The organism is Flavobacterium sp. HTF (assembly GCF_003105115.1).
Taxonomy (GTDB): domain Bacteria; phylum Bacteroidota; class Bacteroidia; order Flavobacteriales; family Flavobacteriaceae; genus Flavobacterium.
In genome coordinates, this window is record NZ_QETH01000016.1 from 26,012 (window position 1) to 38,046 (window position 12,035).

The 12,035-nt window shown below is 35.5% G+C and carries 9 protein-coding genes; 4 read left to right on the forward strand and 5 right to left on the reverse strand.

The window, feature by feature from the left end:
• Window positions 1–2 precede the first annotated feature (2 nt).
• The 5 genes from DCO46_RS07160 to DCO46_RS07180 form a co-directional block, all read right to left on the reverse strand.
• The gene (locus tag DCO46_RS07160) at window positions 3–476 is read right to left on the reverse strand and encodes a MarR family winged helix-turn-helix transcriptional regulator (RefSeq protein WP_116751878.1); all 474 of its coding nucleotides are present in this window, start codon (window positions 474–476) and stop codon (window positions 3–5) included.
• Window positions 473–964 (reverse strand): GNAT family N-acetyltransferase, encoded by a 492-nt coding sequence (locus DCO46_RS07165; RefSeq protein ID WP_116751879.1) that lies wholly within the window; start codon window positions 962–964, stop codon window positions 473–475. The genes DCO46_RS07160 and DCO46_RS07165 overlap by 4 nt, the downstream gene beginning before the upstream one ends.
• A gap of 160 nt (window positions 965–1,124) precedes the next feature.
• Entirely contained in the window at window positions 1,125–2,396 is a 1,272-nt protein-coding gene (locus tag DCO46_RS07170) for a PQQ-dependent sugar dehydrogenase (RefSeq protein WP_116751880.1), read from the reverse strand.
• 150 nt (window positions 2,397–2,546) lie between these two features.
• Window positions 2,547–3,767 carry a DUF763 domain-containing protein gene (locus tag DCO46_RS07175; protein ID WP_116751881.1) on the reverse strand — a complete coding sequence of 407 codons (1,221 nt, stop codon included), beginning with the start codon at window positions 3,765–3,767 and terminating at the stop codon, window positions 2,547–2,549.
• Window positions 3,768–3,914: 147 nt separating this feature from the next.
• Window positions 3,915–4,958 (reverse strand): lipid A-modifier LpxR family protein, encoded by a 1,044-nt coding sequence (locus DCO46_RS07180; RefSeq protein WP_116751882.1) that lies wholly within the window; start codon window positions 4,956–4,958, stop codon window positions 3,915–3,917.
• 431 nt (window positions 4,959–5,389) lie between these two features.
• Between DCO46_RS07180 and DCO46_RS07185 the strand changes: the two genes are divergently transcribed.
• From DCO46_RS07185 to DCO46_RS07200, 4 genes are all read left to right on the forward strand, one after another.
• Window positions 5,390–6,079 (forward strand): SGNH/GDSL hydrolase family protein, encoded by a 690-nt coding sequence (locus tag DCO46_RS07185; protein ID WP_116751883.1) that lies wholly within the window; start codon window positions 5,390–5,392, stop codon window positions 6,077–6,079.
• A 209-nt stretch (window positions 6,080–6,288) separates the two neighbouring features.
• Window positions 6,289–7,233: an ROK family protein gene (locus tag DCO46_RS07190; RefSeq protein WP_116751884.1), complete on the forward strand. Its 945-nt coding sequence runs from the start codon at window positions 6,289–6,291 to the stop codon at window positions 7,231–7,233.
• 176 nt (window positions 7,234–7,409) lie between these two features.
• Window positions 7,410–8,435 carry a LacI family DNA-binding transcriptional regulator gene (locus tag DCO46_RS07195; RefSeq protein WP_116751885.1) on the forward strand — a complete coding sequence of 342 codons (1,026 nt, stop codon included), beginning with the start codon at window positions 7,410–7,412 and terminating at the stop codon, window positions 8,433–8,435.
• 489 nt (window positions 8,436–8,924) lie between these two features.
• Window positions 8,925–12,035 carry a SusC/RagA family TonB-linked outer membrane protein gene (locus tag DCO46_RS07200; protein WP_116751886.1) on the forward strand — a complete coding sequence of 1,037 codons (3,111 nt, stop codon included), beginning with the start codon at window positions 8,925–8,927 and terminating at the stop codon, window positions 12,033–12,035.

Genomic DNA, 12,035 nt, shown 5'->3' on the forward strand with positions numbered 1-12,035 from the left:
TTTTAGCTTTTTAAATCAGAAGCCCGCTGAAAAAAGCCCTGTTTGGCCAGTTTTTGCTCGGCTTCTTCAATTGCTTTCAAAAGATTATTTTCATTATTGGCAATTTCGCCCAAAGTATCTTTCATGATTGTCCAGACCGGCTGCATTTTTTCAACCAGCTCTTTTCCTTTTGGAGTAAGGACAATCAGTCTTTTCCGTTCGTCTGCCTTATCTTTTTTGGAACTGATGATTTTTAGTTTTTCAAGTTCTTTCAGCAAACTAATAGTCGAAGGGTGGGAGTAACCAATCTCGTTTGCAATTTCTACCACACTCAGTTTTTCTTTGATATGCAAAGTATAAATTACCGGAAACCATTTTGGCTCAAAATCTATATCAAAAGATTTATAAATCAAAGCACCATCTTTGCGCAATGACTCACTTAATCGCTGTAAGCGGGTGGAGAGGGCGAGAATACCTATTTCATCAATTATATTCATTTTGTCGGATTTAGTTCTAACTGGCAAAACACATTATCGGGTCTCATTATCGGAAAATCAGCCGGAAGTGCCTCTTTCGGGATTGTTATAAAATGATTCCTTTCATAAAATCGCAATGCCGCCTGCAATATCGTAACGGTTCCTAAATATAAGTTTTTTAAGCCGTTTTCTTCACTGTATTTTATTAATTGTTCTAATAACTGCTGGGCGATATTAAATTCTTTTCCCCTGAATTCTTTTCGTACAAACATTTTTCTGATCGCTCCGGCTTCTTCATTAAATTTTACCAAAGCAATAGTTCCGACTAATTTATTGTCTATAAAAGCGCCCAAAAAGCAACCTCCCGATTCGAAATAAAAGTTTTTAATGTTTAATAAATCAGGCTGATCCTCTAAAGTGATCGGAACATTGAATTCTTTCTGCTGAATATTCAGAATCAAATCAACGATTTGTGTTTCATATTCATTTTGGATAAGTTTTATTTCCATTTTTATTTCAGATTAAATATAAGTACAAAACTACGTAGTTGAATACATATATCCAAATAAAAAAACTGAAAAGTGCAAAAACAGACTTTTCAGTTTAATTATTTATAATCAATTATCAGAAACAAAAACATTGGTTTTTATCCCTGATAATAAATCTATCTTATTTTGCAATTCTGTAGATTGTGGCATTTGCGCCATCTGTAACAGCGTATAAAGCACCGTCTTTTCCTTCTAACACATCTCTGAAACGGCTATTAGCAGAAGTAAGAAGCCTTTCTTCGGCTACAACAACATTGTCTTTAATGACAAGTCTTACCACATGCTGTCCACTCAAAGCAGCAGCAAATAAATTATTTTTCCATTCCGGAATCAGATTACCTGAGTAAAAAGTAAGTCCGCTTGGCGAAACTACAGGATCCCAGTAATAAACCGGCTGTTCCATACCGCTTTTGGTAGTAATACCATCTCCGATTTTTGCACCGCTGTATTCAAGACCGTACGTAATTGTTGGCCAGCCGTAATTTTTACCCGCTGCAATTCGGTTGATTTCATCACCTCCAAGCGGGCCATGTTCTGCTTCCCAAAGTTCTCCGGTAACAGGATGTATCGCAAGCCCTTGTGGATTTCTGTGTCCGTAAGAATAAATTTCAGGCAATACTCCCGTTTGTCCGATAAAAGGATTTCCGGCAGCAGGTTCGCCATTTTTCGTAATACGCACAATTTTACCAAGAGCAGCGTCTAATTTTTGTGCCAAAGGTCTTGATTGTATGTCAGAACGTTCGCCCGTACTCACAAAAAGATTTCCCTGTGCGTCCCAGACCAAACGTGATCCGTAGTGTAATGTGCTGTTAAATTCAGGAATAGCTTTATAAATGGTAACAGCTCCTTCGATTTTTGTTTCATCGGCAGAAAGTTTTCCTTTCGCTACAGCAGTAGCAGTACCGCCCGTTCCCGGAAATGAGTAACTCCAGTATATCATTCTGTTAGTTACAAAAGCAGGATCAACGGCAACATCAAGCAATCCTCCCTGACCTTCATTGTTAACAGGTAAAATTCCTGTAATAGCAGCGCCAACCGTTCCGGTCTGGGTTACAATTTTCATTGTACCCGCTTTTTGGGTTACTATAATTCTTCCGTCAGGCAAATTGTCCATTCCCCACGGATTTGTTAAGCCAGTTGCAAAAGCTTTAGACGTATAAGCCGTTTCGGTTTTAATTCCGGCAATTCTGGTTTGCCCTTTAAAAGCCGCAACATAAGTAGAATTTGCAGGTTTGGTTTCTACCGGAGGAAGCGTTCCAACAGGTACATCGTCATCGTCATCACCATCATCAGGATTGTTATTATCATTGTTACAGGATAACTGTGTAAGTGCCAGGAATAAAACAGAGAGATAAACAAAAATATTCTGTTTTTTTAGAAATGGGTTTTTCATAATGTAATTTTTTTAATGTTAAAATTAACTCAATATAAATATAACTATCTTTGAAATAATTTTATTGTCTGCGGATTTACATAATTCCCATGTTTTCTAAAAAGAGGCTTTTTATTGCTTAAAATGTTGTTTTTTAACTTATTATAATTTCTAAAATAACTCCAGCTGATTATTTGGATTTATAAGTTTAGGTTTTGGAGGTTTCGCGTCCCCAAAAACAGTCCTTCCGCCATAAAGATGCGATTCGTCCCTTTCTTTCTGAATCAAAGCATCAAAATTATTGTTGGGCGTAAAACCTTCTTCTGCGTTTCGGGAAATTTCAGATAATTTTCTAATCGCTTCTATTTTATCACTGTTGCCAATTTTAGCACGATTGATTGCTTTCTGTAAAGTATTGATCGTTTCGTCGTATATCTTTAACGGAACAGGAAACGGATGTCCGTCTTTTCCGCCATGAGCAAAAGAAAAACGTGCCGGATCTTCAAATCGGGTAGGAGTGCCGTAAATGACTTCGCTTACCAAAGCCAGTGATTGTAAAGCTCTCGGCCCCATTCCTTTTAAAAGCAAAAGTTCTTCAAAATCTTCGGGTTTGTTCTCGTGCGTAGCCCATAACATGGCCCCGAGACGTTTCATATTTACATCTTCCATCCTGACATCATGATGTGCAGGCAGTGAAAGATGCTGCATTTCTCTCATGATTTTAGTGGGAGATTCTTTGGCCAGTTCAAGAATTCCTGCCCTTGATTTTTCGGCAGTGTGAGCCGTAAGATTAAGAATGGAACCCTGATTTTCTCCATATATAAAAGTATGCGGTTCATTGATGAACGACTTCAGATCTTTAGAATGCCAATGGTACCTTCTGGCCGTTTTAGTATTCGGGTTCATACCCTGCTGAATAACCGTCCATTGTCCTTTGTTGTCTACAATAAAATTATGCTGGTACAATTGAAAACCGTCCTGAATTGCCGTGTTGTCCACTTTGGCCGTAAGCCTGCTGCAATTGGCAAGATCATTTCCGTCAAGACCTGTTTTTTCGCCCACAAACAAAAGTTCCTGAGGCGTTTGCATCGAATGTTTTCCTTTTCCGCCACAGATATAAATACCAAGTTCTTTGGAATGCGGATTTACCGATTTCTTTAAAGCTCCCAAAACTGAAGTTGTAATTCCGGACGAATGCCAGTCCATACCCATAACAGCACCAAAACTCTGAAACCAAAACGGATTGCTCAGTTTTGAAATTACTTCTGAAGTGGAAAATTCCAAAGCAATAGTTTCTACAATCGCAAATCCCAGTTTTGACATACGGTCTGCCAGCCATAAAGGAACATGGCCATAATGTAATGGAAGATCTGCAGAACCGGAACGTTTCATAGGGAGAGTTTATGTTGATGCAAAATTAAGGAAAAATAAGGTTGAGGACTTGTTCTAAATTATAACAGAAACTCCTGATAAAATATTTCAGCGATAAATTAAAAAATCCCGATTACAAATCATGATTTTTTTAGTTTTATAATACATCTACTGATTCCATCTTGCCGGAGAATATCCCAAAGAAATCCCGCCCCAATAATGAAAATTTTTGCCGCCGCTATATTCCTGACTTCTTCCGTACATGGCATATTTCAGGTAAAAGCGATCTTTAATTAAAACATTTATTCCGGCATTCACATCAAAAACCAGACGGTTGACATCGCTTTCCGGAATTTTGTAAACACTGTGATCGCTAAATAACAAACCTTCTAAAGTAGCATTATAAGCAATAACCCTTATTTCGGGAGTGATGAAAACATTCATTCTGATCGCCGGTGCCGGATCTTTTGCTTTTTTAAGGAAAGTACCGGGAACACCCGGAGAGTAATCTTGCATAATACCTGCATTAAGGTTTAAAATATTTATTTTTAAGCCGCCTTTTATATTATTAGTATAGTTTCCTAATTCTGCTCCTCCGCGAAGTCGTAGCTGTAGCCAGTTGCATTTTTGTTCCGCATTCAGTCCTGGAAATACAGGATATTCTATTCTTGCATTATAGTTTAAAATAAAAGAACCATGATAACCAATCTGGTTGTCCCAGCCCATCGGAATATCACGTTTTGAGCCAAACCAATGATGCTCATGTATATACGCCTGTGCATTGCCCGGCAGCGAAGTACCAATGGCACCAATAATAAATTCGCTCTGCAAAACAGCTCCATTCATCAGATTATAAGAAGTATTTCCGATATTAATAAATAGTAATGAAGCGTAAGGCCGGTCATCAGTCACCGGTTCTGAAGCCGCTAAATTTTGAGGCGTATATGCCAGACCGCCAATTCCAAACCGCTGAATAGTCAAAGATTCCTCCGGTTTTTTGTACTTAAAAAACGGAAGCCATTTTGCCACTTCAGGAAATTGCGCTTCTATTTTTATACTTCCGGTATAATTTTCATCCTTATTACTAATGGCCAGAAAATCATTTTCGGTAGTGACGATAACCTGAAAACCTTTTCCCTGAGCCTGTATCCTGTAAAGAGAAAACAACATGAACAGCAAAAACAAACTGCGGATTAAACTGGATTTACTCATTTGCTTTGATTTTTTAATTAAAACTTTATCTGATGCTGTTATTTCCTGGCAAAATGAATAAATGTCAAATCATTTGCTGGATTAAAGTTAAGTAAAAATCCTATAAAAAAAACCGATTTTGTCCTTTTGTAAAAACTGCCGGAACCAGATAAAATCAACTAATAACTACTATTTTTTCTTTGATGTTTTGGAATAAATGCACTCTCGTCGAAAATAAATTACAAAATGCTTTGAATACTAAAACGTTTTAGTATATTTGTCAAAAATGTTAAGTTAAATGTTTTAATGAAAATTTAAAGTGTTTTAATTTATGATATGCATTGTTTTATAGTTAAAATATTGTTGTTATAGATGAAATACCATGAATTTAAAAATGATGATGTCTGCTTAATATTATCCAAAAACAAATTTTCGTCTTATTTAAAACCTCAATGAAATTCAGAATATTCTTTTGCTATATAATGTTGTCCTTTCTTATGGGGAACATTTCGTATGGTCAGGATTTTGCCAACCTGAATAAATACAGGGATGAAAATCTTAAACTGACTGTTTCAGAAAGTAAGGACAACAAGCGGGTTGTTTTTATGGGTAATTCCATTACCGAAGGCTGGCTAAGTAAAAGGCCCGGCTTTTTCTCCAAAAATAAATATATCAACAGAGGCATCAGCGGACAGACAACTCAGCAAATGTTGCTGCGTTTCCGTCAGGATGTAATCAATTTGAAGCCAAAGGCCGTTGTGATTTTGGCAGGTATAAATGATATCGCCGAAAATACGGGACCATACTTACCGGAAGCTACTTCAGGAAATATATTTTCGATGTGCGAACTGGCCAGGCAACACGGAATTAAAGTAATTATATGTTCGGTTCTTCCGGCATCGGAATTTTTGTGGAAAAAAGGTTTAGAGCCGGCTCAGAAAGTAATTGAACTGAATAAGCTGCTTAAGGTTTATGCAGAACAAAATAAGCTTTATTATGTTGATTATTATACCGCAATGGTAAATAATGAAGCAGGATTAAAAGCGGAGTTGGGGACAGATGGTGTGCATCCAAACGAGTTGGGCTATACGATTATGGAACCCATTTTGGAAAAAACAATTTCGAAGGTTTTAAAGAAATAATTATTTCTCATAAAACTGAAAATTGTTCTGTTTTTTGCAAAAATGTATGGAGAGATGTTTAGCTATTGGTAAATAGTATTGCTTTTTGATAATAAAGTATCGAATGTTATAAATCTTTCTTTTTAGGTTTGAACGTTAGTTTCAGGCCTGCAGAAATCGTAAGAAGAGTAAATTATAAAATTAAAAATAACAACTAAAATAATGAATAGATGTCAATAATAGTAGGTGTAGATATTGGTGGAAGTCATATTAGCAGTGCAGCAATAAATAGTAATAATTTTGCAATAATTGAAGGGACTTATTTTTGTGGTCCTGTAAACAGTAAAGCTTCCAAAGAAGTTATTTTAAAAAAATGGGCAGAAATAATTAATCAGACGATTGATGTTGTTCAGACAACTTCAGGATTGAGCGCCGAAGAAAATATCGGTATCGCTTTTTCTATGCCGGGTCCATTTCAATATCAGACGGGAATAGCCATGTTTGAAGGGAATGACAAATATGAATCTTTGTATAACGTTTCTGTTTCAGAAGAACTGTTACAATATTTAAATGCAAAAAATGTAAGTTTCAGATTCCTGAATGATGCCAGCTGTTTTGGAGTTGGAGGAGTTTTAATGCAGGAAGAGGAACCGGTAAATAAAAAAGTAATCGCAATTACATTAGGAACAGGTTTTGGAGCCGCTTTTCTGGATAACAAATTGCCAATAACACAGGGAGATGATGTGCCGCATAACGGTTGTTTATGGGATAAGAAGTTTCATGATGATATTGCGGATAATTGTTTTTCAACGCGATGGTTTTTAGGTCAGTACGAAAAAAGTACAGGTGAGAAACTGACAGACGGAGTAAAGGAAATTGCGGGTATTGAAAATTATGCGACAACAAAAATTTTCAGGGATTTTGCGTCAAATCTGGCGGATTTTTTAGCACCGTATATTATTGACTTCAATGCAGGATTATTGGTGATAGGCGGAAATATCGCAAAATCACAGCGTTTGTTTTTAGCAGATCTTGAAGAAAATCTTAGAAATAAAAATATTCAGATCAGTATCAGTATTCTGGATAACACTGAGGAAACCAGTATTTTAGGTTCCAGTTATCTTTTTAATGAATCATTTTGGGAAAAAATCAAAGAAGAGCTTCCGTATTTCTAACGGAACTTTAAACGTCAGATTCAGAGTGATTTAGTAACTCCGTGAGGTGTTTTTTATAAAGATTTATTTTTTGTAAACGTTTAGAATACACTAATTTAGGTTCCTGATTAGGAAACAATAAAACTTTACTATATTTGAAAAAAAATTGTGGGTTTTAAAGTATAATAATTTCTCAAATGAAAAAAAAACCTGTTTCTATTAGGAATATTGCAGAAGAGCTAAAAATATCTGTTACTACGGTATCATTTGTTTTAAATGGCAAAGCAAAAGAAAAACACATTTCTAAAGAACTTACAAAGAAGGTTTTAGATTATGCCAAATTAATCAACTACAGGCCCAATCAGATTGCACAAAGCCTTAGAACAGGAAAATCAAAAATTCTTGTTTTTATGGTGGAGGACATTTCAAATAACTTCTTTTCCAAATTAGCCCGTATTTTTGAAGATATCGCTTATGAAAAGGGATATAAAGTTATTTTCTGCAGTAATGAAAATGACGATGAAAAATCAAACGAATTAATCAATTTGTTTAAGTACCGCCAGGTAGATGGTTTTATAATTGTGCCGTCGCCAGGTATAAAAAACACTATAGAAGAATTGGTTCAGGACCATATTCCGGTAGTGCTTCTGGACAGGTTTTTTGAAGAACTGGACTGCAATAGTGTAGTTATCGATAATGTTCAGGCCTCGTTTGATGCGACAAAACATCTGGTGAATAATAAATTTACCAATATTGGTTTTATTACTACTGCTTCAGATCAGAGCCAGATGAAAGGAAGGCTTTCCGGATATGAAAAAGCTGTTTTGGAAATGGGTTTAAAGCCTAATACTTTACAAATTCCTTTTAATGAAATTATCAAAGGAAAGGGTAAGGACTATATTTATAACTTCCTGCAGCAAAATAAGGATTTAGATGCGGTATTTTTTGCTACCAATTATCTTGCGCAAAGCGGTTTGGAAGTTTTTAAGGAACACAATCCAAAATTGGTAAAAGACCTTGGAATTATTGCATTTGATGATAATGATATGTTCAAAATATATGATCCGTCTATAACTTCTGTTTCGCAACCTTTGGAAGAAATAAGTGCAAAATTAATGGATTTGATGCTTCCTCTTCTGAAAAAGAAAGATGGCCACGAAATTAACCATAAAGTAATGTTAAAAACAGAATTGATTATCCGTGAATCTTCATTGCTGAAATAAGCCGATTCTGACTTTTTTAAAATAAAATTTAAATTCTTTTTTAAACCTTAATAATCTGAGTATCGTTACTTTAATCGATTCTCAGATTTTTTTTGTCCATTTTACTTTAATCTTCCTACAAGCTTACTGCCAAAGCCTTATTTAACTTTTTATTTAGTTAATTCTTTTAACAGTATATACAACGTTTTCGTTTTATTTCATTGCATTATATTTAAAATATTAAGGTAAATAAATGCATAATTTACAAAATTAACATTAAAATTATATTTAGTAAAAAAAATTTTTTTTTACTAAAACGTTTTAGTATGTTTGCTTAGAATTAATTCATTGATTGGTTTGTATCATGATTTAAGGTAATACAGGACTTTAAATTTTTGCATAAAAAACTAACTTCTTAATCCAAAATTCAACTGCTGTTTTGTGAGCTTAAAAAACATGTCTTTGAAGTTTTCAATGTTAATTCAATAGTAACTAACCAAAATAAATTTTATGAAACAATCAAATTGCAGAAGGAAAAGAATACTTCTTATGCGCTTCTTCCTTACAGGTATTCTCTTTTTGGGCGGATGTATTTATGCTGATGCCCAAAGTCAAAAAGTTCAGGTCACGGGAGTTATTACTTCAGCTTCAGACAAGTTATCGCTGCCAGGTGTATCTGTTATTGATGTAAGTGAACCAAAAAATGGGGTGAATGCAGATTTTGACGGTCACTATTCGATAAACTTAAAGAACGGCAGCGCCACTTTGAGATTTACAATGATCGGCTATAAGCCAGTAGAAGTGAAAGTTAATAACAGAAGTATCATAAACGTATCTATGGATCTGGACGTTTCCAGTTTAGATGAAGTTGTGGTAATTGGTTATGGAACACAAAAGAAAAGAAAGGTTGTTGGAGCTGTTGATCAGGTTAATAATGAGGCCTTTAAAGGAAGACCAAATGTTAACACAACACTTGCCTTACAAGGTAAAGCACCCAGTTTAATCATTCAGCAGACAAACTCTGAGCCTGGTGCGGGTATAAACCTTAATATACGTGGTGTCAGTACTTTGGGTAATAATAGTCCGTTGATTGTTATTGACGGTATAGTAGGAGGTGATATCAATGCGCTGAATCCTGCTGATATTGAAAGTGTATCTGTCTTAAAAGACGCAGGTAGTTCTGCTATCTACGGATCCAGAGCAAGTAATGGTGTTGTTCTTATTACCACTAAAAAAGGAAGTAAAGGTAAACCAATGTCTGTTCAGTATAGCAGCCTTACCGGTTTCAATACGCCAAAATTCTTTACCCAGCCTGTACATGGGTACGAAAATGCCATGTTGAGAAACGAAGCTGCATTTAATTCTGATCAGACAACTGCCGTTTTTACAGCTGCACAAATTGCAGAATTAAAAGCGAAAGGAGATACAGAGTGGTTTGCAAAAGAAATTGTAAAACCGGCAATGCAGTTAAATCAAAACCTTTCGATTTCAGGAGGTAACGAAAATTCAACTTACTTAGTTTCCTTAGGATACTTAAATCAGGGAAGTTCTTTTGTCGGGCCAACGAAAGGTATGGAACGTTACAACTTCAGAATGAACCTTACCAACGAGTATGGTAAATTCAAACTGACGTCTACTTTAGCGTATTCAAAACAAATAATCAATGACCATTCATCAAATACCAGTACCTTAATGGTTGATGCGTTCAGGGTTCCGTTATATTATACTCAAAAAGATAAAGAGGGTAATTACCTGACAAATGATGTGTTACAGCAATTTAATTCATTAGGGATTTTAGAGCAGGGAGGTTTTAGAAAATATGACAATGATGATATTTTCGGAGCTTTAAATGCAGAATTCAAAATAACAAGTGCTCTAAAAGTAAAGGGAGTTTTTGGAGGTCGTTTATGGAACGGAAGTATGTTTGGAAGAGTAAAAGAAGTTCTTTTCTCGCCATCAGGAGTGTACGGTGCTGAGCGCAATACAAGAGATGAAACCAACAAAAGCCTTGACCTGAACACACAATTTATGGTAGAATATAATAAAGCTTTTGGAAATCATAATGTTGGTGCTTTGATAGGTGTTTCTAACGAAAATCATTCTGAAAGACGAACTGGTATATATAAAAGACTTACAGATAGGGATTTGGGTACGCCAGGAAGCGAAACGGTTATTGAACCATCTTCTTATAACTCTAACGGGACTGATCCTAATGGAAATCCCGCTTCTCCTAAAAATAGTCTTAACTCTCTATTCGGACGTGCATCATATGATTATAAAGAAAAATATTTTGCAGAATTCAGTTTCAGATATGATGGCTCATCAAAATTCAGAGATGAGATTCGTTGGGGATTCTTCCCTTCTGCAACCGTTGGTTATGCTTTGACAAAAGAAGACTTTATGGAAAGCTACAGTAATAATGTAGGGAATATCAAACTAAGATCTTCTTATGGACTTGTAGGGAATCAAAATGTGAACAATTATCAATACCAAACGAGTTATACTGTTAATCCTAATGTATATGGATTTAGTAATCTAGCTGCCAGTGGTACATACTTTGCTTTTTCAAATGCCGATATTCAATGGGAAACAGCAGCAACTTTTAACGCCGGACTTGATGCAGATTTTTTTAAGGGAGCTTTATCAGTATCATTTGATTTCTTCGATAAAGTAACATCAGATATCCTTATTCCGCCACAAGTACCCGGAGTTTTTGGTACAAGTCTTCCTGATTTTAATGCTGCTAAAGTAGGAAACCGTGGATGGGAAGTTAGCGCCACTTACAGACATAAAGGAAAAGCAGTAAATCAAAGTCTGACTGTAAATATTGGTGATTCTAAAAATAAGGTATTAGATTATAATAACGGGCAGGAAAAACTAACAACTATAGAAGAACTTCAGGTTATTCTTCGCGAAGGACTTCCTTTTAACTCTTATGTTGGTTTAAAAAGAGACGGATATTTTCAAAATGTTGAAGAAATTCAGGGAGCTGCTGTTCCTGCTGGAATTGCAGTACGTCCTGGTGACAACCGTTATGTAGATGCAAATAATGATGGAAAAATTGACGATAAAGATAAATTTATTTTCGGTAATCCTTTTCCACGATATACTTTCGGGGTAACATACAATATAGATTATAAGAATTTTGACTTAAGCTTATTTATACAGGGAGTAGGAAAAAGAACCATGATGATCAGGGGAGAACTTGTTGAGCCTTTTCATTATAACTATGGTATGACAATGTATACACATCAGTTAGATTACTGGACTCCGCAAAACCCGGATGCAAGATATCCAAGACTGGCAAACAATGGTACACCATCAAATAATAATAACTTCCGAAACGGATCAGATATGTATTTGTATGACGGTGCCTATGCAAGGCTTAAAAATGTACAATTAGGATATTCATTATCAAATGATGTCGCTGAGAGTTTAGGGATGAGCAGATTTCGTGTATATGTTTCAGGACAAAATTTGCTGACTTTATCTAAAGTTAAATTTGTTGATCCGGAGCTTTCTGAATTCAATAACAGCATGAATTCAGGAGGATCTGCAAACAGCGGAAGAGCTTTTCCAACGCAGGTGTATTACGGAATGGGTATTGATATCACATTTTAA

Bases quoted from the DNA above. Each gene is read 5' to 3' on its own strand.
- DCO46_RS07160 (WP_116751878.1), bottom strand. From the start codon at position 476: ATGAATATAATTGATGAAATAGGTATTCTCGCCCTCTCCACCCGCTTA.
- DCO46_RS07165 (WP_116751879.1), bottom strand. From the start codon at position 964: ATGGAAATAAAACTTATCCAAAATGAATATGAAACACAAATCGTTGAT.
- DCO46_RS07170 (WP_116751880.1), bottom strand. From the start codon at position 2,396: ATGAAAAACCCATTTCTAAAAAAACAGAATATTTTTGTTTATCTCTCT.
- DCO46_RS07175 (WP_116751881.1), bottom strand. From the start codon at position 3,767: ATGAAACGTTCCGGTTCTGCAGATCTTCCATTACATTATGGCCATGTT.
- DCO46_RS07180 (WP_116751882.1), bottom strand. From the start codon at position 4,958: ATGAGTAAATCCAGTTTAATCCGCAGTTTGTTTTTGCTGTTCATGTTG.
- DCO46_RS07185 (WP_116751883.1), top strand. From the start codon at position 5,390: ATGAAATTCAGAATATTCTTTTGCTATATAATGTTGTCCTTTCTTATG.
- DCO46_RS07190 (WP_116751884.1), top strand. From the start codon at position 6,289: ATGTCAATAATAGTAGGTGTAGATATTGGTGGAAGTCATATTAGCAGT.
- DCO46_RS07195 (WP_116751885.1), top strand. From the start codon at position 7,410: ATGAAAAAAAAACCTGTTTCTATTAGGAATATTGCAGAAGAGCTAAAA.
- DCO46_RS07200 (WP_116751886.1), top strand. From the start codon at position 8,925: ATGAAACAATCAAATTGCAGAAGGAAAAGAATACTTCTTATGCGCTTC.